Origin of the sequence: Catellatospora coxensis, from assembly GCF_016862635.1 — a bacterium.
Taxonomy (GTDB): domain Bacteria; phylum Actinomycetota; class Actinomycetes; order Mycobacteriales; family Micromonosporaceae; genus Catellatospora; species Catellatospora coxensis.
In genome coordinates this window covers 1-20,102 of record NZ_BONI01000012.1, presented here as the reverse complement: position 1 = coordinate 20,102, position 20,102 = coordinate 1, and the positions used below count along the sequence as shown (strand labels likewise).

Below are 20,102 nucleotides of genomic sequence, written 5' to 3'. Positions count from 1 at the left end.
TAAGAGTTGCGACGCGAGGTGGGGCGCCGCAGGCGCGGCGCGGGGCGGCGCGTGGGTGGGGTCAGGGGCGGGTGTGGCCTTCGCCGGTGATGACGTATTTGGTGCTGGTCAGTTCGGGGAGGCCCATCGGGCCGCGGGCGTGCAGTTTCTGGGTGGAGATGCCGATCTCCGCGCCGAAGCCGAGCTCGCCGCCGTCGACGAAGCGGGTCGACGCGTTCACCAGCACCGCCGCCGCGTCGACCTGCGCCGTGAAGCGGTTCGCGGCCGGCAGCGAGGAGGTGATGATCGCCTCGGAGTGGCCGGAGCCGTACCGCCGGATGTGCGCGACCGCCTCGTCCAGCGACGGCACGACCCGCGCGGACAGCTCCAGGGCCAGGTACTCGGTGCCCCAGTCCTCCTCGGTCGCGGCGACGACGTCCCCGGAGTACGCGGCGACCTCCGGCGAGCCGTGCACGGTCACGCCCTGCTCGCGCAGCGCGGCCAGCGCCTTCGGCAGGAACGCGTCCGCGACGGCCGCGTGCACCAGCAGCGACTCGGCCGCGTTGCACACCGACGGCCGCTGCACCTTCGCGTTGAGCAGGATGGTCAGCGCCATGTCCAGGTCGGCGGATTCGTCGACGTAGAGGTGGCAGTTGCCGACGCCGGTCTCGATCACCGGCACCGAGGACTCCTCGACCACGGTGCGGATCAGTGACGCGCCGCCGCGCGGGATCAGCACGTCGACCAGGCCGCGGGCCCGCATCAGCTCCTTGACGGTGTCCCGGGTGGTCGAGTCGACCAGCTGCACCGCGTCGGCGGGCAGCCCGGCCTGGACCAGCGCGTCGCGCAGCACGGCGACGATCGCGGCGTTGGAGCGGGCCGCCGAGCCGGAGCCGCGCAGCAGCACCGCGTTGCCGGACTTGAGGGTCAGCCCGGCCGCGTCGGCGGTGACGTTCGGGCGGGCCTCGTAGATGATGCCGACGACGCCGAACGGCACCCGCAGCTGGCGCACCTGCAGGCCGTTGGGCAGGGTGCCGCCGCGGACCACCTCGCCGACCGGGTCGGGCAGGCCCGCGATCTGGCGCAGGCCGTCGGCCATGCCGGCCAGCCGCGACTCGCTGAGCGCGAGCCGGTCCACGGTCGACTCGGGGGTGCCCTGCTCGCGCGCCGCGGCCACGTCCAGGCCGTTCGCTTTCAAGATCTCGGGGGTACGCGCGGCGAGCGCGTCGGCCATCGCCGCCAGCCCGGCGTCCTTGGCCTTGCGCGACGCCGTGGCCAGCACCTGTGCCGCCTGCCGGGCGCGCGTCGCCTGCTCGATGACGCTCATGTCGTTTCCAGCCTTCCGTGGGTGCTGAGGTTCGTCCAGCTCAACCCGCTCGATGCGTTAAGAAGGTGCCCTTCCTCTACGCATGGCGATAACAAGGTGCCCTTCCTTACAGGAGGACGAGGTCGTCGCGGTGGATTACCTCGCGTTCGTAGGCGGGGCCGAGGGTGGCGGCCAGTTCGCCGGTGGAGCGGCCGAGCAGGCTCGGCAGTTCCAGGGCGTCGTAGTTGACCAGCCCCCGGGCCACGGCGCGGCCGGCGATGTCGATCAGGTCGACGGGGTCGCCGGCGGTGAACGCGCCGTCGACGCGGGTGATGCCGGCCGGGAGCAGCGAGGCGCGGCGGTCGACCACGGCGGTGACCGCGCCCGCGTCCAGGTGCAGGCGGCCGCGGGCGGTGGTGGCGTGGGCCAGCCAGTGCAGGCGGGCGGTCGCGCGTACCCCCGCGGCGTGGAAGAGCGTGCCGACCGGCTCGCCGGACAGGGCCGCGGCGGCCAGCGGGGCGGCGGTCAGCACCACCGGGATGCCCGCGTCGGTCGCGATGCGGGCCGCCTCGACCTTGGTGACCATGCCGCCGGTGCCGACCCCGGCGCTGCCCACGCCGCCCACCGACACCTCGGCGAGCTGCGCGAAGTCGGTGACCTCGTCGACCTTCCGGGAGCCCGGCTGCGACGGGTGGCCGGTGTAGAGCGCGTCCACGTCCGACAGCAGCACCAGCAGGTCGGCCTGGACGAGGGCGGCCACCAGCGCGGCCAGCCGGTCGTTGTCACCGAACCGGATCTCCTCGGTGGCCACCGTGTCGTTCTCGTTGATGATCGGCACAGCCCGCATATCGAGCAGTTTGCGCAGCGTACGGTGGGCGTTGCGGTAGTGCGCCCGCCGCGTCACGTCGTCGACGGTCAGCAGCACCTGCCCGACGGTCCGCCCGTGCCGCCCGAACTCCTCGGTGTACGCGTGCATCAGCCGTCCCTGGCCCACGCTCGCCGCCGCCTGCTGTGTGGCCAGATCCCGCGGTCGCCGCGCCAGCCCTAGCGGAGCCAGCCCCGCCGCGATCGCCCCCGACGACACCAGCACGACCTCCCGCAGCCGCTCCTGGTCCCCGCCGCTGCACAGCGCCCCCACCAGCCCCGCCAACCGCTCGGGATCCAACCCTCCGGCAGCGGTCGTCAACGATGACGACCCCACCTTCACCACCACCCGACGAGCCCGGGTGACCACTCCACGCATCAACCCATTCTGCCGCCCCACCTCCCGCCCACCCCGCACCGATCCCACCCACTGGCGCGCCCCACCACCCCTCTCCTGCGTTGATCATGAACTTATGGCACGGCTCGACGGCGTGTCGCGTGCACAACTTCCTGATCAATTAGCCTTCGGCTATGACTCCCGAGGAGTACACCGAAGCGGTGCTGAAGATGGTCGAGGCGATCCCGCCCGGACGTGTGATGACCTACGGGGCGATCGCCGACGCGCTCGCGGACGAGTCCGGCCGCAACTCCGCCCGCCGCGTCGGCACGATCATGGCGCGGCACGGGGGAGGGGTGCCCTGGCACCGCGTCGTCGGCGCCGGCGGCCGCCTGCCTCCGGGCCACGAGAACGAGGCTCGCCGCCGCCTGATCGCCGAGGGCGTCCCCTTCCGCGGCGACCACGTCGCCACCTCCGCCATCAACTGACCCCACCCCCGGGCCGCCTTGTTGATCATGAAGTTATGGCCGTGACGCGCCGTCGAGCCGTGCCATAAGTTCATGATCAACGCGAATCAGGGTGTGAGGCGGGCGGCGCCGCCGCGGCGGGGGTCGCCGGAGGCGCCGGCGGTGCCGATGGCGGAGACGCCGCCGAAGTAGTGGCTGCGGGACGGCCAGCGGTTGACGGTGTAGCCGGCTTCGGCGAGTGCCATCTCCTCGGGGACCGGGAAGTGGGGCTCGACGTGGACGACGTCGTCGACCGGGTGCAGGCGGGGGGCGCGTACGGCGTCCGGGGTGTCCAGGCCGTCGATGAGAACGCCGATCAGGGTGCGCAGGAGCGCGGAGCGGATGCGGGACGCCCCGGCGGAGCCGATGGCCAGCCGCAGCCCGCCGCCGGGGTCGAGCACGACGAGCGGGCACATCATCGAGGCGAGGCGCTCGCCGGGGGGCAGCTCGCCGGAGTACAGCTCGCCCTCGCCGAGCATCGAGTTCAGGTGCACGCCCAGCCCCGGCAGCCAGACCCCGGAGCCGAGGCCGAGGGTGGTGGTGATGACGCAGGCGTTGCCGGCGGCGTCGACGGCGGTGACGTTGGTGGTGTCGCCGAGCCGGTCGTCGGGGCCGCGTACGTCGAGCGCCCCGGCGAGCACCACGGCGCGTTCGGGCCGGGGCAGGTCGGCGAGGTCCGGGGGCAGCCCGCGCAGGGTCTGCACGGTGCGGTTGAGGTCGGCGCGGCCGTGCACGGTGTGCCCGGCCAGCTCGGCGGTGGTCACCGCCCGTTCGAGCACCTGGTACGCGGACAGGTCGAGCGGCCCGAGCGCCCCGCCGTCGGCGCGTACCGACTCGACGGTCGCCGCGCCCAGCTTGCCGGTGTAGCAGGTCGCCGGCCCTTCCGCGGCGATGATCTCCAGCGCGTCGGCGAGCCCGGCGTGGTACAGCCGGTCCCCGCCCTGCAGCAGCCGCCCGCCCGGGGCGTACGCGGGTCCGCCCTGGCCGGGCAGCATGGCCTCGATCAGCGAGGGCAGCGTGATCGCGTGCGCGAACGGCATGGCGACCCCCGCGCGGGCCAGCTCGGCGGCGGGCGCGACGACGTCGGCCCAGGGCAGCGCCCCCCAACGTGAGTGAATCTCGCCACATCCGGCGGGCAGGCCGGGCACCGCGACCGAGGCTCCGCCGATCTCGTACGGCAGCGGCACCTCGCCGAACCGGACCGCGATCGGCGTCATCGGCTCCGGCTTACGATCCCTATCCAGGCCGGGCATCGCGACGAAGAAATCAAGGCAGGTTACGCGACCGGTCGAAGATTCGTAGTATGTGGCGAATCCGCCGCCGCCCAGCCCCGTGAAGATGGTCTCGGCGACGCAGGCGGCCAGGGTCGCGGCGACTCCCGCGTCGGCCGCCGTTCCGCCCATCCGCAGTACCCGAAGGCCTACCTCAGCGGTGGCCGGATGGCCAGCTGCCACACCGGCAGGTACCAGCATTCACTCGCCTCCCGTACCATCCGCGCTCATGACATCCAGTGTGGAGGTGATGGAGGCCCCGGACGAAGCGCTTCCCACTCGAGTGCGAGTCGGATATTCGCTCGGCTCCCTGGTGACCGGTGCTTTCGGCACCGTCCCGGGCCTGCTGCTGCTGCCGTACCTGACCGACACCCTGGGTGTCGCCGCCGGCCTGGCGGGCCTGCTCGTGCTGCTCCCCAAGGCCTGGGACGTCATGCTCAACCCCGTGGTCGGCCGGATCTCGGACCGCACCCAGACCCGCTGGGGCGCCCGCCGCCCCTACCTGCTCTTCGCCGGCCTGGGCATGGCCGTGCTGTTCGCGCTGCTGTTCATGGCCCCGTTCGGGGACGGCGGCCAGGCGGGCCTGTACGTCGCGGTGATGTTCCTGCTCACCGCCACCGCGTTCGCGTTCTTCCAGGTGCCGTACGTGGCCATGCCCGCCGAGATGACCGGCTCCTACTCCGAGCGCACCCGCCTGATGACCTGGCGGGTCGCGCTGCTGGCCACGTCGATCCTGGTCTCCGGCGCGATGGCCCCGATCATCCGCGACGCGATGGGCGGCGGCCTGCCCGGCTACCGCTGGATGGCGCTGTTCGTCGCCTCGATCATGGTGGCCGGCACGCTGATCGTCTTCTGGAGCACCCGCTCCGCCCCGACCGGCACCATCACCGCCAGCGAGCCGTCGCTGCGCGCCCAGCTCAAGGTGGTCGCCGCGAACCGGCCGTTCCGGGTGCTGGTCGCCTGCTTCGTGGCCCAGTCGACCGGGGTGGCCTGCATGCTCGGCGGCGTCGAGTACTTCGCCAAGCACGTGCTCGGCGACGCGGGCACCACCACCGCCCTGTTCGTGGTCGTGGTCAGCCCGGCGCTGTTCGTGATGCCGCTGTGGCGGCGGGTCGGCGAGCGCCTCGGCAAGCTCAAGGGCTACGTGGTCGCCTCGATCACGCTCACCGTGGCGACGCTCGCGCTCGCGGCCGCCCCGCTGCTGCCGCACTGGACGATCTACTCGATCATCGCGGTGATGGGCTTCGGCTACGCCGGCCAGCAGCTGTTCGGCCTGTCGATGCTGCCCGACTGCATCGCGTACGACACCGCGCGCACCGGCAAGCGGCAGGCCGGCGTGTTCACCGGCGTGTGGACCGCGGGGGAGACCCTGGGTCTCGCGCTCGGCCCGTTCATCTTCGGCATCGTGCTCCAGCTCTTCGGTTACATCTCCACCACCGCAGGTGAGACGGTCGCGCAGAGCGATCTCGCGAAGACGGGAGTACTGCTCGGGTTCACCGTGGTGCCGGGTCTTATCGTGGGCATCGCGCTCGTGCTGCTGCGCGGGTACGACCTCGGCGGCGACCCGGCCGTGACCGAGAACCGCGAACCGCTGCCCGCCGCGGCTCCGGCCAGCTAGCTCCACGTCTCGCGGACAGACCTCAGGGGAGGGTGCACGCCACATGTTCGTGCAGCAGGTTCAGCGGTTCCACCAGCTCGTCCTCGGCCAGGACGTGAACTCCGCGCTGGCCGCGGTGGCACCGCTGGTGCAGGCCGCGCGGCTCGCCCCGGCGCACGAGCTGACCCCGGCGGTGACCCACCTGGCCCCGGCGATCGGGGCGGCGCCGATCCCGTTCGTCGCGGCCACCGCGGCCACCGCCGCGGGCGCGCTCGTCGAGCTGGGCGGCTCGCCCGGCCCGCTCACCCGGATCGTGCTGGAGCGCCTCGGCAGCGCGCTGACCGGCACGCACGCGTTCATCGACGCCTGGATGGCGTACGGCGGCGGCCGGCCGCTGCCGGAGCGCACGCAGATGGACATCACCGTGGCGACCGGACTGCTGGCCTCGCAGCTCGGCCCGGACCGGGCGATGCCGCTGGTCGCGGCGTGGCGCGACGCCCCGCACTGGGCGCTGGCCGCGGTGGCCTGCCTGCACCACGCCGAGGCGCGGGCCCAGCTCGGCGACCGCACCCCCTGGACCGCGCAGGTCGACCCGCTGCACTCGGCCGCGCCCGCGTTCATGCGGCTCATCCTGGCGCTGCGCATCATCGACGAGCACCTGCTCGTGCTGCACCGGCCGACCCGGCGCGGGGCGATGGTGTTCGTCAGCGGCGTGGCCGACAACTTCCAGCTGCAGACCCTGCTCGCCGACGCGCTCATCGGCGCGGGCCTGGTGCAGGGCAAGCGGCCCGACGCGCGCTGGGTCAGCGCGTTCCAGCACGGGCCGGACGGCACCGTGCTGGAGCATGTGGACGACAGCTTCCACCTCACCGACGCGACCGGCGCGACCATGCGCAACGAGGCCGGGCCGGCCGACATCGCCGTGGTCAGCGGCTCCCGCATCCTGGTGCTCGACGACGCCCGCTACAGCCGGCACTGGCGGCCGGGGCGGCGCTTCCCGATCACCGCCCAGGTCCGCGTCGACCGCATCCTGACTCAGGAAGAGGTCGACGCCTGGCTGGGCTACGTCCCGCCGAGCGCTTAGGCTTCCTGGTATGGCTCTGCCCTCGGTGCTCGGAGACCCGATCAAGTTCGTGCTGAACTGGGGTCGGCGCTACTCGCTGTGGGTGTTCAACTTCGGGCTGGCCTGCTGCGCGATCGAGTTCATCGCCAGCAGCATGGGCCGGCACGACTTCATGCGCCTCGGCGTGATCCCGTTCGCGCACGGCCCGCGCCAGGCCGACCTGATGGTCGTGTCGGGCACGGTCACCGACAAGATGGCCCCGGCCATCAAGCGGCTGTACGACCAGATGCCCGAGCCGAAGTACGTCATCTCCTTCGGCGCGTGCAGCAACTGCGGCGGGCCGTACTGGGACTCGTACTCGGTGACCAAGGGCGTGGACCAGATCATCCCGGTGGACGTGTACGTGCCCGGCTGCCCGCCGCGGCCCGAAGCGCTGCTGCACGGCATCCTGCGCCTGCAGGAGAAGATCGCCGCGGAGCAGTCCGGCTTCGGCGGCGTGCACCGCCCCGACCCGGCTGCGCTGACCGCCCCGATCGTGTCACCACCTGCCTGACCTGTCCTGCAGACCGTGGGGAGTCGCTTGGCGCGCCGCGAGAGCGGCGGCGCGCCGGGACGAGCCATGGTCTGTTTCCGCAGCGGGCGGTTGCGGTCGCGCGTTAGCGTTCGGCACATGACGCGTTCCGAGCAGATCCTGGACGTGCTGGTCACCGAGTTCGGTCCGCTGATGACGGCCGAGCCGGCCGCGTTCCGGCGCAAGTTCCGCAAGATGGCGTCCAGCGCGTTCGCGTTCTACCGCGGCAGCGCGTCCCTGTTCTACGCCGACATGAACGGCGAGTACGCCGACGACACCTTCCTGACCCCGCAGACCAGCCGGGTGTGGATCCACGGTGACCTGCACGCGGAGAACTTCGGCACCTACATGAACGCCGAGGGTGTGCTGGTCTTCAACGTCAACGACTTCGACGAGGCGTACGTCGGCCCCTTCCTGTGGGACCTGCGGCGGCTGTGCGCCAGCATCGCCCTGCTCGGTTACGCCAAGGCGCTGTCCGACGAGACCATCGGCTACCTGATCAAGGACTTCGCCGGGGCGTACCTGGCCGAGCTGCGGGCCATCGCGCTCGGCGGCGACGACGCCATCGGCTCGCTGACCCTGTCCACCACCACCGGCCCGCTGCACCGGGTGCTCCAGCAGGCCCGCCTCAACACCCGGGTGGACCTGCTGCAGGGCATGACCGTGATCGACCGGTACGAGCGCCGCTTCGTCGAGCGCGACGGCGTGTACCGGATCGACACGCCGACCCGGGCCGCGGTGGAGGAGGCGTTCCGTGGCTACCTGGGCACGCTGAACCCGCACCACGCGCACACCGGCCACGAGCGCGTCGAGCGCACCATCAAGGACGTGGTGCTGCGCAAGGGCGTGGGCATCGGCTCGGCGGGGCTGCCGTCGTACAGCCTGCTGCTGGAGGGGCACACCCAGGCGCTGGAGAACGACGTGGTCGTCTACATGAAGCAGGCGCAGACCCCGGCCGTGGCCCGGCACATCGACGACGCGCGGGTACGCGGCTACTTCCTGCACCAGGGCCACCGCACCGCCGAGTCGCAGCGCGCCCTGCAGGCCGCCGCCGACGCCTGGCTGGGCTACACCGAGCTGGACGGGGTCGGTCAGCTCGTCGCCGAGGTGTCGCCGTACGCCGCAGACCTGGACTGGTCCGACGTCAACGAACCCGACGAGCTGGTCAGCGTGGTACGTGAGCTGGGCCGGGCGGTGGCCCGCATGCACTCGGTCGCCGACGACGAGTCGAGCCACGACCTGGTCGACTTCTCCACCGAGGAGGCGATCGTCGCCGAACTCGACCGCGACGAGGCCGGGTTCACCACCGGGCTGGTCGAGTTCGCGCACGCGTACGGCGCCCAGGCCCGCGGCGACCACCAGCTCTTCGTCGACCTGTTCCGCAACGGCGCGATCCCGGGCGTGTGACGCCGCAGTCTCAGCAGTCCTCCGGCGGCACCAGGTAGTGGCGCAGGAAGACGCCCGTGGTGCGGCCCGGTGCCCACGACGGCAGGTCGAGGTGCTCGCCACGCGGGAACGTGTCGGGCAGCGTCGGGAGGCTGCCGAAGTAGAAGTAGCGATCGCCGGGGCAGCCGTACTCGCCGCCGAGCCGGCGGGTCCGGGTCGGCGACGCGGCGGTGAGCACGAAGTCGTCGCCGGTGGAGTACATCTGGACCTCCGCGTTGTAGGTGTAGTAGGCCGCCCAGCTCACGTGGATCTCCCAGCCCTCGCAGAGCCGGTCCAGGTCGGCCGGGGCGATGCTGAACGTGATCGTGGCAGGGGCGGGCGTCGCCGCATTGGTGATCTGCGGGATCACGATGTCCACGCAGGCAGGCGGCGGCGGTGAGGGAGACGGGGAGGGGCTGGCACCCGGGTCCGGGTTCGCCACCGGCTGCCCGGTCGGCCGCGGCGTGCCGCTGGGCGGCGTTCCGGGTGACGGAGAGCCACCCGGGCCCGGTGACGGCACGGGGGTCGTCGACAGCAGGACCGTCGGCGTCGCCGCGGGCCAGGACGGCGAGGCCGACGGGTCGACGGTCGGACCCGTGGACGGGGTCGGCAGCAGCGGCGGCACCGGCGACGTGGACCGAGGGATGAGGTTCGTGCCGAGGACGAGCGCCAGCGCCAGCACCACGGCCAACCCCGACACCCGCGTGACCCGGCGTCGCCGCAGGGTCCGGCGGGCGGCCTCGTGACCGGGTGGGCGCACGTGCGGCAGAGCGGCTCGGCCGGCGTCGGCGAGCAGGCGGCGTAGGTCGTCAGACACGGTCGACCTCCTCCGGGGCCAGCTCGGACAGCCGGTCGGCGAGGGTGGTCCGGGCCCGGTGCAGCCAGGACTTCACGGTGCCCTCGGCCACCCCGATCATCGCAGCGATCTCCGCGATCGGCAGATCCTCCAGATAGTGCAGGATCACCGCCTGCCGCTGGCGGGTGGGCAGGTCGGACAGCGCGGCGACGATGGCCACCCGGTCAGGTTCCGGGCCCGGCGCGAGCTCCTCGCGATGCCCGCGGGAGGCCAGTTCGAGACCACGCCGTACGCGCCGCCAGCGGCTGGTGGCGAGGTTCCAGGCGACCCGGCGCACCCACGCGGCCGGCTCGTCGTACATGGACACGGTCGACCAGCGGGCCAGCGCACGGATCATGGCCTCCTGCACCACGTCCTGGGCTTCGGCAAGGTCCCCGGTGTACACGTACAGCGCGGCGGCGAGCTTCTGGAACGACGCGCTGTAGAACTCCGCGAACTCGCGGTGTTCGGTCACGGGCAGCTCCAGGGGTGTCAGAAATCCGCCGCAGCATAGCGGGTCTGATCAAAGGCGCCGGAGGGCCGTTGGTACGGCCGACGCCGGTGAGGTGGGGCGTGGTGACCGGTCGCGGGCATAGGATGCCGGGCATGACGCCGGAGGAGATCGGAGCGCGCCTGGCGGAGGCCGTCGCGGGCGCACAGACGGGCGTGTCGGGCGGCGGACCGTACGCCCGCGCGGTCGTCGACGTGCCCGCCGCGTCCTGGCTGCCCGCGCTGACCGCCGCGCGCGACGTGCTGGGCTGCGACTTCTTCGACTGGCTGTCGGCCGTGGACGAGCTGGACGCGGGCTACGACGTGGTCGCGCACCTGTGGTCGACGAGCGCGCGGCACGGCGTGCTGGTGCGCACCCGGGTGCCGGTGGAGGGGGCCTCGCTCGCGTCGGCCGTGGACGTGTATCCCGGCGCGGCCTGGCACGAGCGGGAGACGTACGAGATGTTCGGCATCGGCTTCCCCGGCCCGCTGGAGCCGCTGCTGCTGCCGCCGGAGTTCGAGGGCCACCCGCTGCGCAAGAGCTTCGTGCTGGCCAGCCGGGTCGCCAAGCCGTGGCCGGGGGCCAAGGAGCCGGGCGAGTCGGAGACCGGCTCCAAGCGCCAGGCGATCCGCCCGCCGGGCGTGCCCGCGCCGGGGGAGTGGGGGCCGCAGGCATGACCTGGGATTTGATCTTGAGGGTGGGCCTGGTGGCGGTGGCGTTCCTGACGCTGCCGCTGCTCGTCGGGCAGACCGAGCACAAGGTGATGGCGCACATGCAGGCCCGGCTGGGCCCGATGTACGCGGGCGCGTTCCACGGCTGGGCGCAGCTGATCGCCGACGGCGTGAAGTTCGCGCAGAAGGAGGACGTGACCCCGCGCGCTGCGGACGGCCCCGTGTTCCGGCTCGCGCCGGCCGTCGCGCTGCTGCCGTACCTGCTGGTGCTGCTGGTCATCCCGCTCGGCCCCGGTGACCTGGTCGGGGAGCAGCTCGACGTGGGCCTGTTCTTCGTGCTGGCGGTCGTCGGTGTGGGCGTGATCGCGGTGCTGATGGCGGCGTGGGCCTCGGCGAATAAGTACTCGCTGCTCGGTGGCCTGCGCGCGGCCGCCCAGCTGCTCGGGTACGAGCTGCCGTTCGTGCTGTCCGCGGCGAGCGTCGCGATGGCCGCGGGCACGCTCAGCCTGCCCGGCATCGTGGCCGCCTGGGAGCCGTGGTGGCTGCTGTGGCAGCTGCCCGCGACGGTCGTCTTCTTCGTGTCGGGGCTGGCCGAGATCCGCCGCCCCCCGTTCGACATGCCGATCGCCGACTCCGAACTGGTCTTCGGCTACATGACCGAGTACACCGGCCTGCGTTTCGCCTTCTTCCTGCTCGCCGAGTACGTCGGCATCGTGGTGATCTCGGCGCTGACCGCGGCGCTGTTCCTCGGCGGCTGGCACGGCCCGTGGGCCGACTCGGTCGGCTGGCTGTGGATGCTGCTCAAGACCGGCGCGGTGGCGTTCGTCGTGATCTGGCTGCGGGTCTCCTGGCCCCGGCTGCGCGAGGACCAGCTGCAGCGCCTGTGCTGGCTGGTCCTGGTGCCCCTGGCACTGGCCCAGCTGGTGCTGACCGCCGGCGTCCGTGTGGCGCTGAGCTGACCTGCTACTCGCGTGGTGACCCCTCAAACGGCAGGATGAGAGACATGAGCGAGCGCAGCGAGCGAATCATGAGCACGCTTACTCGTGCCGCCGACGAGCGCAGCGAGGAGAAGGCATGAGCATTCCGGGCGCGGGATTGGGCAAGGGGCTGGCGGTCACGCTGAAGACCCTGGTGAGCCCTTCGACGACGCAGCAGTATCCGGACGTGGCGCCCGAGCTGCCGCCGCGCTCCCGGGGCGTGATCGCCCTGCGCGAGGAGAACTGCACGGTGTGCATGCTGTGCTCGCGCGAGTGCCCGGACTGGTGCATCTACATCGACTCGCACAAGGAGGAGGTCGTGGTGCCGGGCGCGGCCCGCCCCCGGCAGCGCAACGTCCTCGACCGGTTCGACATCGACTTCTCGCTGTGCATGTACTGCGGCATCTGCATCGAGGTGTGCCCGTTCGACGCCCTCTACTGGTCGCCGGAGTTCGAGTACGCCGAGTACGACATCCGCGACCTGATGCACGACAAGGACCGGCTGGGCGAGTGGATGGCGACCGTGCCGCCGCCGCCCCCGCACGATCCGCTCGGTGAGCCGTCGAAGGAGGAGACCGCCGTGGCCAAGCGCGCGAGCGCCTCGTGACGTTGCAGGACGTGCTGCTGTCGGTGGTCGGCCTGGTCGCGGTCGCCGGCGGGCTCGCGGTGGTGACCACCAAGCAGCTGGTACGGGCCGGCCTGTGGCTGGTCGTCGCGCTGGGCGCGGTCGCGGTGGAGTTCCTGCTGCTCGGCGCGGAGTTCGCGGCCTGGGTGCAGGTGCTCATCTACGTCGGCGCGGTGGTGGTGCTGCTGCTGTTCGCGGTGATGCTGACCCGTGCCCCGATCGGCCGCAGCACCGACCTGGACCGCCCGGCCCTGCCCGCGGCGCTGGTCGGCGCGGCCTCCGGGCTGGGCCTGTCGGCGCTGTTCATCGCCGTGTTCGGGCAGTTCCGGGTCGCCCCGCCGGCGGTCGGCACGGCGGAGCGCATCGGCGATGCCGTCTTCAGCGACTGGGTGCTGCCGTTCGAGGTGCTGTCGATCCTGCTGCTGGCCGCGCTGGTCGGCGCGATCGTGCTGTCGCGCCCGTCCGCCCCGCCGGCCGACGCCCTGGCCGACGCGGTGGCACCGGGGAGCAGCCGATGATCCGTCCGGTGATCCCGCTGGTGACCGCGGCCCTGCTGTTCGGCATCGGCGCGTACGGCGTGCTGCGGCGGCGCAACGCGGTGCTGGTGCTGATGTCGGTCGAGCTGATGCTCAACGCGGTGAACCTGATCCTGGTCACCGGCGACACCCTGCGCGAGCGGGTGACCGGCCAGGTGTTCGCGCTGTTCGTCATCGTCATCGCGGCGGCCGAGGTCGGCGTCGGCCTGGCGCTGGTGCTGCGGCTGTTCCGGCTGCGCCAGGACATCAACACCGACCAGGTGGCCCTCGACGACGAGCCGCGCGCCGCCGCGCCGTCCGAGGAGCCCGCGCTCGCGCTGGACGGGGAGCAGGCATGATCGCGACTCTGGTGCTGGTTCCGCTGGTCTGCGGGCTGGTCGGCCTGCTGCTGCCGATGCGCAACCGGCCGCTGGGCGCGGCCCTGGGCATCGCGGGTGCGGCGGTCAGCCTGGCGCTGACGGTGCTGCTGCTGGCCGACGGCACGCGGGGCGAGTTCTCGGCCACCTGGGTGCGCTTCGGGGACCTCGGGGTGACGCTGACGGCGCTGGTCGACACCCGCGCGCTGCTGATGTCCCTGGCGGTCGGCGTGGTCGCGCTGTGCGTGCAGGTGTACTCGGTGGGCTACCTGGCCGAGGACGAGCGCTACGGCCCGTACGCCGCCCAGATCTCGATCTTCACCGGCGCGATGCTGACCGTGGTGTTCTCCGGCGACCTGATCTCCCTGCTGATCGGCTGGGAGGTGATGGGCGCCTGCTCGTACCTGCTCATCGCGCACGACCGCACGCTGCCCGAGGCGCCCGCCGCCGCGGTGAAGGCGTTCCTGGTCACCCGGGTCGGCGATGTCGGCTTCCTGCTCGGCATCGTGCTGCTGGGCGTCACCGCGGGCAGCTTCCGGATCACCGAGGTGCTGGCCGCCGTACCGGCGATGTCCGGCACGACGGTGACGGCCGCGGCGCTGCTGCTGCTCGCCGGGGTCGCCGGCAAGAGCGCGCAGTTCCCGCTGCACACCTGGTTGCCCGACGCGATGGCCGGCCCGACGCCGATCTCCGCCCTCATCCACGCCGCCACCATGGTCGCCGCCGGTGTGTACGTGGTGGCCCGCCTTTTCCCGGTTTTCGCGGCCTCCCCGACGGCGCTGGCCGTGATGGCGGCCATGGCCGGGATCACCCTGCTGCTCGGCGCGCTGGCCGCGACCGCCGCCGACGACATCAAGCGGGTGCTGGCCTGGTCGACGGTCTCGCAGCTCGGCTACATGATGGCCGCGCTGTCCGCGAAGGCCGTCGACGCGGCGATGTTCCACCTGCTGGCCCACGCCGCGTTCAAGGCGCTGCTGTTCCTGTGCGCCGGATCGGTGATCCACTCGGTCGGCAGCAACCTGATGTCGCGCATGGGCGGCCTGCGCAAGGACATGCCGCTGACCTTCTGGACCATGACCATCGGCCTCGGCGCGCTGATCGGCCTGCCGCCGTTCGCCGGGTTCTTCAGCAAGGAGGCCGTCGTCGGCGCGCTGCACGCCCAGCCCGCACTGTGGCTGGCCGCGCTGCTCGGCGTGGCGCTCACCGCGTGGTACTCCACCCGTCTGTGGCTGCTGACCTTCTTCGGCCCGGCCCGCGACAGCGCGGTGCACGCGCACGAGCCCGGCTGGGCCATGCGCGCCCCGCTGCTGCTGCTCGCCGTCCCCGCGGCGGGCCTGGGCGTCGGCGCGCTGGTCGCCGACTACGAACTCGCGCACCTCGGCGTCGAGCTGGTGCTGCCGCTGGCCCTGGCCGTGCTCGGCGTGGCCGCCGCCTGGTGGGGCTGGCAGCGTGCCGGCGCCGGTGACCCGGCGGCGGTGCTCGGCAAGGCCGGGCCGTTCCTGGCGGGCGGCCTGGGCCTGGACACGGTGCAGGACCGGCTCGTGGTCCGGCCGGCGCGGGCCCTGTCCAAGGCGGTGACCGCGGTCGACGTGTCCGGCGTGGACGGCGCGGTCAACGGCCTCGGCCGGGCGACCGCCGGGGCCGGAGCCGGGCTGGCGGCCTGGCACCGCGCCGCGTTGCCCCGGGCGCTGGCCGGGGTGCTGATCGGCGCGGTGCTGGTGACGGTGACGGCGGTGGTGTTCGCATGACGACCTCGGTGGTTCTCCTGGTGGGCGTGCTGGCGGTGCCGCTGCTCGGGGCAGTCGCGGCGCTGCTGCTGCGCGGGCGGGCCGGTGCGGTCGCGGCCACCGTCGCCGCGGCGCTGACCGTGCTGCTGGCAGCCCCGATGTTCGTCAGCCGGGGTGTGGTGAAGCCGTCCGGCCGCGGGGCCGGGCTGTGGCACGAGGTCGACTGGTCCTGGGTGCCCGCCCTGGAACTGCGGCTGCACCTGGGCGTGGACGGCATCTCGTACCCCCTGGTCGTGCTGACGGCGCTGCTGACCCTGCTGTGCTGCGGCTACCTGCTGTGGCAGCGCCCGGAGCGGGCGAACCAGCTCGCCGCGCTGCTGCTGGTGATCGAGGTGGGCATCCTCGGCACCTTCCTCGCCTTCAACCTGGTGCTGTTCTTCCTCGCGTTCGAGGTGGTGCTGCTGCCGATGGCGGCGGTCATCGCGGGCTGGGGCGGCCCGGCCCGGCGCGCGGCGGCGCTGAAGTTCGCGCTGTACACCCTGGCGGGGTCGGTGCTGCTGCTGGTCGGCGTGGTCGCCGTGGTGACCCGGACCGGCACCGCCGACATCGCCCGCCTCACCGCCGAGCCCGGCCTGCTGTCGCACGACGCCCAGCTGTGGATCTTCGGGCTGTTCGCGGTCGCGTTCGCGGTGAAGAGCCCGCTGTGGCCGCTGCACACCTGGCTGCCCGACGCCCACACCGAGGCCCCGACCGTCGGCAGCGTGATCCTGGCCGGGGTGCTGCTGAAGATGGGCACGTACGGCCTGATCCGGGTCGGGGTCGGCGTGACACCGGACGGCGCGGCGGCGTTCGCGCCCGCGCTGGGCGTGCTCGCGGTCGCCGCGATCCTCATCGGCTCGCTGGTCTGCCTGTCGCAGGTCGAGGTCAAACGCCTCGTCGCGTACTCCTCCGTCGGGCACATGGGCTTCGTGCTGCTCGGCATCGCCACCCTCAACGAGATCGGCCTGCAGGCCGCGCTGATCGGCAACATCGCCCACGGCCTGCTCACCGGCCTGCTGTTCTTCCTGGCCGGCGCGATCAAGGACCGGGCGCACACCGGCCTGCTCGCCGACCTGGGCGGGCTGCGCGAACGCCAGCCCTGGCTGGCCGGCGTGCTCGGCTTCGCCGCGCTCGGCAGCCTCGGCCTGCCCGGCCTCGCCGGGTTCTGGGGCGAGGCGTTCGCCGTGGTCGCCGCCGTACAGCGGGGCGGCACGCTGTGGATCGTGCTGGCGGTGCTGGCCGCGACCGGCGGCGCGCTGACCGCGGCGTACCTGCTGCGCCTGCTGCGCCGGGTCAGCCACGGCCCGCAGGCGGCGGCGCTGGCGGGCGCGCCCGAGGCCCGCGTCCCGGAACTGGTCGCCTGGTCACCGCTGGTGGCCCTGGCGCTGCTGCTCGGCGTGATGCCGATGCTGGTGCTGGGCATGTCCGCCGACGCGGTGGCGGCGCTGACGAGGACGGTGGCCCCGTGAACCTGCAACTGATGCTGCCCCTGCTCGTCGCCGCCGGGACCGCGCTCGCGGTGCTGGTGGTGGACCTGATCACGCAGCCGCGCTGGCGCTGGCCGCTCGGCGCCGGCCTGCTCGGCGCGGTGCTGACCGCGGTGACCGCGGCCTTCACCGAGCCGCGCCAGATCGGCACCTTCTGCGCCGGGCTCGCCGCACCCGGCAGCGACGCGATCATGCCGGTGGACTGCGCGCTCGTCTTCGACTCCCGGGCCCGCCTGGTGGCGGTGCTGGTGGCGCTGCTGACCGTGGGCGCGCTGCTGCTCTACGTCCCGGCGCTGCGCCGCGGCGACGCCCCCGCCGGCGAGACGGTCTTCCTGTTCGCCTGCGCGATGACCGGCGGCGTCGCCCTCGCCTCGGCCGGTGACCTGATCACCCTGATCGTGGCGCTGGAGACGCTGACCATCCCGCTGTACGCCCTGGTGGCGCTGCACCGCCGGCGCGCCGGCGAGGCCGCGGCGGCCGCGGTGACCTTCTTCGCCAACAGCGTCGCCGCGACCGCGGTGACCCTGCTCGGCGCGGCGCTGCTCTACCTCGCCTCGGGCACCGTGCAGCTGCGCGGCCTGGTCTCCGCGCCGCTGTTCGCCACCGGGCAGTGGCGACCCGTCGCGCTCACCGGCCTGGCGCTGATCCTCGTCGGCCTCGGCTTCAAGGTCGCCGCCGCGCCCCTGCACGCCTGGGCCCCGGCCACCTACGAGGGCGCGCCGGTGCCCGTCGCCGCGTTCCTGTCCACCGCCTCCAAGCTCGGCGGCGTGGTGGCGATCCTGATCGTCGTCGACGGCGTGCTGGCCACCGGCGCGGCCGGCGACGACCGCAGCATGTTCATCACCGCCGGCATCACGCTGGCCGTGCTGGCCGCCCTGTCGATGCTGATCGGCACCCTGGTCGCCCTGCGCCAGCGGCGCACCGTACGCCTGCTCGCCTGGTCCTCTATCGCGCAGGCCGGGTTCATCCTCGCGCCGCTGGGCGGGCTCACCGGGCTGGCGCTGGCCGGTCAGGCCGACGGGCTGCTCGACGCCGCGCTCGCGTACACCGTCTTCTTCCTGGTGTTGGAGCTGGCCGCGTTCAGCGCGGTGGTCGCGCTGCGCCCCGAGGAGCCGGACGGCGGCAGCCTGGCCGACCTGCGCGGCCTGGGCCGGACCGCACCCTGGCGGGCCGCCGCGCTCACCTTCGCCCTGGTCGGCCTGGCCGGCCTGCCGCCGATGCTGGCCGGCCTCTTCGCCAAGATCACGGTGATCCAGGCGCTGCTGCGCGTCGACTCCTACCGCCTGGCCCTACTGGTCGCCCTGGTCTCCGTCATCGGCCTCGCCGTGTACTGGCGCCCCGTCGCCGCCCTCTACCGCGCTGCCGACGTTTCCGGTGCCGACCCGGCCGGTGGCACGGCCGCCCGCGTCGCGTGGGCTCCCGCTGTGGCCCTCGGCCTGGCCACCGCGGCGGGGCTACTGCTGACCGTCGCCCCGCAACTGCTCTACAGCGTGGTCACCGCCTGGCGCTGACCCTCCCGCCCTCCCGCGAAGATCGCCGTTTCCGGGCGAAAACTGTGGTTCAACCCCCAGATTTCGCCCGCAAACGGCGATCTTTGTGAGTTTTCAGCATGTTCACAGCGCGTAGCGGGAACGTGGATGCCAGGAGCGCTGGTTGCACCAGATGCGCGGCACACCCACCGTGCCACTCGTGGAGGGAAGGCATGCACAGCCACAACGGTCTGAAAACCGCGGCCCTACTGGGCCTGCTGACAGCGATCATCCTCGGCATCGGCTACTGGTTCGGGGGCAGCACCGGCCTGTTCATCGCCGTCATCGTGTCGCTGCTCATGAACGGTGTGAGCTACTTCTTCTCCGACAAGCTCGCACTGCGCTCGATGCGTGCGCAACCGGTCAGCGAGGCGGATTTCCCCCAGCTGTACCAGATGGTGCGCGAACTGTCGCAGCAGGCCGGACAGCCCATGCCCCGCCTGTACGTCAGCCCCACCATGCAACCCAACGCCTTCGCCACCGGCCGCAACCCGCAGCACGCGGCGGTAGCGGTCACCGAGGGCATCACCCGCATCCTCGACTACCGCGAACTGCGCGCCGTCATCGGCCACGAGCTGTCGCACGTCTACAACCGCGACATCCTCATCTCCAGCGTCGCCGGGGCGCTGGCCGGCATCATCACGATGCTGGCCAACCTCGCCTGGTTCATCCCGCTCGGCGGCGACGACGAGGACGGCCCCAACCCGCTCGCCCTGATGATGATGCTGATCCTCGGCCCGCTGGCCGCCACGATCATCCAGCTCGCCATCAGCCGCAGCCGCGAGTTCCAGGCCGACGCGTCCGGCGCGCAGCTGACGAACGACCCGCTGGCCCTGGCCAGCGCCCTCAAGAAGATCCACATGGGGGTGCGGCAGATGCCGCTGCCCGCCGAGGGGCAGCTCGCCAGCTCCGCCCACCTGATGATCGACAACCCGCTGAAGGGCGGCGGCATCGCGTCGCTGTTCTCCACCCACCCGCCGATGGAGGAGCGGGTCCGGCGCCTGGAGGCCATGGCCGCCAGTTCGGGCCCCATCCAGTACATGCGCTGACGCGCCACGCGAAAGGCCCCGCCACACGGCGGGGCCTTTTCGTGTCCTCAACGTTTGGACCCCCGCGCCATCCGGGGCGTAGCTGGGCCTCCGGACCCCCGCGAGGGCAGGACCAACGTACGACACCCGTACGACAGGATCGCGGGGCTGTGCCGGGATCCTGGCGCGCCCTGCGCTGGTGCAGGTCGGGGCCGTGATCCCGGCGCCTGTTACCGGTAGTTGGTGAACTGGAGGGCGACGTCGAAGTCGCCTCCCTTGAGCAGGGCGATGACCTCCTGCAGGTCGTCCTTCTTCTTGCCGGTGACCCGGAGCTGGTCGCCCTGGATCTGCGCCTGGACGCCCTTGGGCCCCTCGTCGCGGATCTTCTTGGAGATGGCCTTCGCCTTCTCCTGGTCGATGCCCTGAATGATCTTGCAGTCGATCTTGTAGACCTTGCCGGAGGACTTCGGCTCGCCGGCGTCCAGCGACTTCAGGGAGATGTTGCGCTTGATCAGCTTCTCCTTGAAGACGTCGAGCGCGGCCTTCGCCCGGTCCTCGGTGTTGGCCTGGACGGTCACGCCCTCCTCGCCGGCCCAGGCGATGGATGCTCCCGTGTCACGGAAGTCGAACCGCGTGCCCAGCTCCTTCTCGGCCTGGTGCAGAGCGTTGTCCACCTCCTGCCGATCAACCTTGCTGACGATGTCGAACGACGGGTTAGCTGCCATGCGTACCGTTTTAGCAGATCCGGCGGCGCGCCGTGCTCATGGTCCAACCCGCTTGCACACCGCTGCGGGCGTACCGCTATCCTTAGCGAGCCAACATCGCGTGCGGTGCTGGCGACGCTGTTACCAGGCGGGTTGCCCGAGCGGCCAATGGGAGCGGA

At 72.5% G+C, this 20,102-nt stretch carries 20 protein-coding genes; 14 read left to right on the top strand and 6 right to left on the bottom strand.

What is annotated here, in order from left to right; all coding sequences use genetic code 11:
• Nucleotides 1–61: 61 nt before the first annotated feature.
• Nucleotides 62–1,306 (bottom strand): glutamate-5-semialdehyde dehydrogenase, encoded by a 1,245-nt coding sequence (locus tag Cco03nite_RS09360; RefSeq protein ID WP_203691191.1) that lies wholly within the window; start codon nucleotides 1,304–1,306, stop codon nucleotides 62–64.
• Nucleotides 1,307–1,412: 106 nt separating this feature from the next.
• Nucleotides 1,413–2,528 (bottom strand): glutamate 5-kinase, encoded by a 1,116-nt coding sequence (gene proB / locus Cco03nite_RS09355; RefSeq protein WP_203691189.1) that lies wholly within the window; start codon nucleotides 2,526–2,528, stop codon nucleotides 1,413–1,415.
• A 152-nt stretch (nucleotides 2,529–2,680) separates the two neighbouring features.
• On the opposite strand from proB, the gene Cco03nite_RS09350 reads away from it, so the two are divergent.
• Entirely contained in the window at nucleotides 2,681–2,974 is a 294-nt protein-coding gene (locus Cco03nite_RS09350) for an MGMT family protein (RefSeq protein ID WP_203691187.1), read from the top strand.
• Nucleotides 2,975–3,060: 86 nt separating this feature from the next.
• Here Cco03nite_RS09350 and Cco03nite_RS09345 read toward each other — a convergent pair whose 3' ends face one another.
• The gene (locus Cco03nite_RS09345; protein ID WP_308440654.1) at nucleotides 3,061–4,395 is read right to left on the bottom strand and encodes a gamma-glutamyltransferase; all 1,335 of its coding nucleotides are present in this window, start codon (nucleotides 4,393–4,395) and stop codon (nucleotides 3,061–3,063) included.
• Nucleotides 4,396–4,492: 97 nt separating this feature from the next.
• Between Cco03nite_RS09345 and Cco03nite_RS09340 the strand changes: the two genes are divergently transcribed.
• The 4 genes from Cco03nite_RS09340 to Cco03nite_RS09325 all read left to right on the top strand — a co-directional run bounded on the left by Cco03nite_RS09340 (nucleotide 4,493) and on the right by Cco03nite_RS09325 (nucleotide 8,901).
• Nucleotides 4,493–5,881: an MFS transporter gene (locus Cco03nite_RS09340; protein WP_203691183.1), complete on the top strand. Its 1,389-nt coding sequence runs from the start codon at nucleotides 4,493–4,495 to the stop codon at nucleotides 5,879–5,881.
• Between the two features lie 43 nt (nucleotides 5,882–5,924).
• A complete protein-coding gene (locus Cco03nite_RS09335) occupies nucleotides 5,925–6,944 on the top strand; it encodes a hypothetical protein (protein ID WP_203691181.1) in 1,020 nt (339 codons plus the stop codon).
• A gap of 10 nt (nucleotides 6,945–6,954) precedes the next feature.
• The gene (locus Cco03nite_RS09330) at nucleotides 6,955–7,476 is read left to right on the top strand and encodes an NADH-quinone oxidoreductase subunit B (protein WP_144121717.1); all 522 of its coding nucleotides are present in this window, start codon (nucleotides 6,955–6,957) and stop codon (nucleotides 7,474–7,476) included.
• A gap of 117 nt (nucleotides 7,477–7,593) precedes the next feature.
• Nucleotides 7,594–8,901, top strand: a complete 1,308-nt coding sequence (locus tag Cco03nite_RS09325; RefSeq protein ID WP_203691179.1) for a DUF2252 domain-containing protein — start codon at nucleotides 7,594–7,596, stop codon at nucleotides 8,899–8,901.
• A 10-nt stretch (nucleotides 8,902–8,911) separates the two neighbouring features.
• Here Cco03nite_RS09325 and Cco03nite_RS09320 read toward each other — a convergent pair whose 3' ends face one another.
• Both Cco03nite_RS09320 and Cco03nite_RS09315 read right to left on the bottom strand, forming a co-directional pair.
• Nucleotides 8,912–9,736, bottom strand: coding sequence for a hypothetical protein (locus Cco03nite_RS09320; protein WP_203691177.1), 825 nt, complete (start codon nucleotides 9,734–9,736; stop codon nucleotides 8,912–8,914).
• Complete coding sequence (locus Cco03nite_RS09315; RefSeq protein WP_239167243.1) at nucleotides 9,729–10,229, bottom strand: SigE family RNA polymerase sigma factor; 501 nt, start codon at nucleotides 10,227–10,229, stop codon at nucleotides 9,729–9,731. The genes Cco03nite_RS09320 and Cco03nite_RS09315 overlap by 8 nt, the downstream gene beginning before the upstream one ends.
• 131 nt (nucleotides 10,230–10,360) lie before the next feature.
• On the opposite strand from Cco03nite_RS09315, the gene Cco03nite_RS09310 reads away from it, so the two are divergent.
• From Cco03nite_RS09310 to htpX, 9 genes are all read left to right on the top strand, one after another.
• Nucleotides 10,361–10,921: an NADH-quinone oxidoreductase subunit C gene (locus Cco03nite_RS09310; RefSeq protein ID WP_203691170.1), complete on the top strand. Its 561-nt coding sequence runs from the start codon at nucleotides 10,361–10,363 to the stop codon at nucleotides 10,919–10,921.
• Complete coding sequence (locus tag Cco03nite_RS09305; RefSeq protein WP_203691168.1) at nucleotides 10,918–11,874, top strand: complex I subunit 1/NuoH family protein; 957 nt, start codon at nucleotides 10,918–10,920, stop codon at nucleotides 11,872–11,874. The genes Cco03nite_RS09310 and Cco03nite_RS09305 overlap by 4 nt, the downstream gene beginning before the upstream one ends.
• 115 nt (nucleotides 11,875–11,989) lie before the next feature.
• Nucleotides 11,990–12,499: a NuoI/complex I 23 kDa subunit family protein gene (locus Cco03nite_RS09300; protein WP_203691166.1), complete on the top strand. Its 510-nt coding sequence runs from the start codon at nucleotides 11,990–11,992 to the stop codon at nucleotides 12,497–12,499.
• A complete protein-coding gene (locus Cco03nite_RS09295; RefSeq protein ID WP_203691164.1) occupies nucleotides 12,496–13,035 on the top strand; it encodes an NADH-quinone oxidoreductase subunit J family protein in 540 nt (179 codons plus the stop codon). Before Cco03nite_RS09300 ends, Cco03nite_RS09295 begins: the two co-directional genes overlap by 4 nt.
• The gene (gene nuoK / locus Cco03nite_RS09290) at nucleotides 13,035–13,391 is read left to right on the top strand and encodes an NADH-quinone oxidoreductase subunit NuoK (RefSeq protein WP_239167252.1); all 357 of its coding nucleotides are present in this window, start codon (nucleotides 13,035–13,037) and stop codon (nucleotides 13,389–13,391) included. The genes Cco03nite_RS09295 and nuoK overlap by 1 nt, the downstream gene beginning before the upstream one ends.
• Nucleotides 13,388–15,157, top strand: coding sequence for an NADH-quinone oxidoreductase subunit 5 family protein (locus Cco03nite_RS09285; protein ID WP_203691160.1), 1,770 nt, complete (start codon nucleotides 13,388–13,390; stop codon nucleotides 15,155–15,157). The genes nuoK and Cco03nite_RS09285 overlap by 4 nt, the downstream gene beginning before the upstream one ends.
• Complete coding sequence (locus tag Cco03nite_RS09280; protein WP_203691158.1) at nucleotides 15,154–16,644, top strand: complex I subunit 4 family protein; 1,491 nt, start codon at nucleotides 15,154–15,156, stop codon at nucleotides 16,642–16,644. The genes Cco03nite_RS09285 and Cco03nite_RS09280 overlap by 4 nt, the downstream gene beginning before the upstream one ends.
• 11 nt (nucleotides 16,645–16,655) lie before the next feature.
• Nucleotides 16,656–18,173: an NADH-quinone oxidoreductase subunit N gene (locus tag Cco03nite_RS09275; protein ID WP_203691321.1), complete on the top strand. Its 1,518-nt coding sequence runs from the start codon at nucleotides 16,656–16,658 to the stop codon at nucleotides 18,171–18,173.
• Nucleotides 18,174–18,364: 191 nt separating this feature from the next.
• Entirely contained in the window at nucleotides 18,365–19,240 is an 876-nt protein-coding gene (htpX, locus tag Cco03nite_RS09270) for a zinc metalloprotease HtpX (protein WP_203691156.1), read from the top strand.
• A gap of 209 nt (nucleotides 19,241–19,449) precedes the next feature.
• Here htpX and Cco03nite_RS09265 read toward each other — a convergent pair whose 3' ends face one another.
• The gene (locus Cco03nite_RS09265; protein ID WP_120317196.1) at nucleotides 19,450–19,944 is read right to left on the bottom strand and encodes a YajQ family cyclic di-GMP-binding protein; all 495 of its coding nucleotides are present in this window, start codon (nucleotides 19,942–19,944) and stop codon (nucleotides 19,450–19,452) included.
• Nucleotides 19,945–20,102 lie beyond the last annotated feature (158 nt).

Excerpts from the sequence above, each read along its gene's own strand:
- Cco03nite_RS09300 (WP_203691166.1), top strand. The coding sequence starts at position 11,990 with ATGAGCATTCCGGGCGCGGGATTGGGCAAGGGGCTGGCGGTCACGCTG.
- Cco03nite_RS09285 (WP_203691160.1), top strand. The coding sequence starts at position 13,388 with ATGATCGCGACTCTGGTGCTGGTTCCGCTGGTCTGCGGGCTGGTCGGC.
- Cco03nite_RS09350 (WP_203691187.1), top strand. The coding sequence starts at position 2,681 with ATGACTCCCGAGGAGTACACCGAAGCGGTGCTGAAGATGGTCGAGGCG.
- proB (WP_203691189.1), bottom strand. The coding sequence starts at position 2,528 with ATGCGTGGAGTGGTCACCCGGGCTCGTCGGGTGGTGGTGAAGGTGGGG.
- Cco03nite_RS09325 (WP_203691179.1), top strand. The coding sequence starts at position 7,594 with ATGACGCGTTCCGAGCAGATCCTGGACGTGCTGGTCACCGAGTTCGGT.
- Cco03nite_RS09305 (WP_203691168.1), top strand. The coding sequence starts at position 10,918 with ATGACCTGGGATTTGATCTTGAGGGTGGGCCTGGTGGCGGTGGCGTTC.
- Cco03nite_RS09275 (WP_203691321.1), top strand. The coding sequence starts at position 16,656 with ATGCTGCCCCTGCTCGTCGCCGCCGGGACCGCGCTCGCGGTGCTGGTG.
- Cco03nite_RS09340 (WP_203691183.1), top strand. The coding sequence starts at position 4,493 with ATGACATCCAGTGTGGAGGTGATGGAGGCCCCGGACGAAGCGCTTCCC.
- Cco03nite_RS09265 (WP_120317196.1), bottom strand. The coding sequence starts at position 19,944 with ATGGCAGCTAACCCGTCGTTCGACATCGTCAGCAAGGTTGATCGGCAG.
- Cco03nite_RS09360 (WP_203691191.1), bottom strand. The coding sequence starts at position 1,306 with ATGAGCGTCATCGAGCAGGCGACGCGCGCCCGGCAGGCGGCACAGGTG.
- Cco03nite_RS09280 (WP_203691158.1), top strand. The coding sequence starts at position 15,154 with ATGACGACCTCGGTGGTTCTCCTGGTGGGCGTGCTGGCGGTGCCGCTG.
- Cco03nite_RS09310 (WP_203691170.1), top strand. The coding sequence starts at position 10,361 with ATGACGCCGGAGGAGATCGGAGCGCGCCTGGCGGAGGCCGTCGCGGGC.
- Cco03nite_RS09335 (WP_203691181.1), top strand. The coding sequence starts at position 5,925 with ATGTTCGTGCAGCAGGTTCAGCGGTTCCACCAGCTCGTCCTCGGCCAG.
- htpX (WP_203691156.1), top strand. The coding sequence starts at position 18,365 with ATGCACAGCCACAACGGTCTGAAAACCGCGGCCCTACTGGGCCTGCTG.
- Cco03nite_RS09330 (WP_144121717.1), top strand. The coding sequence starts at position 6,955 with ATGGCTCTGCCCTCGGTGCTCGGAGACCCGATCAAGTTCGTGCTGAAC.
- Cco03nite_RS09345 (WP_308440654.1), bottom strand. The coding sequence starts at position 4,395 with ATGGGCGGAACGGCGGCCGACGCGGGAGTCGCCGCGACCCTGGCCGCC.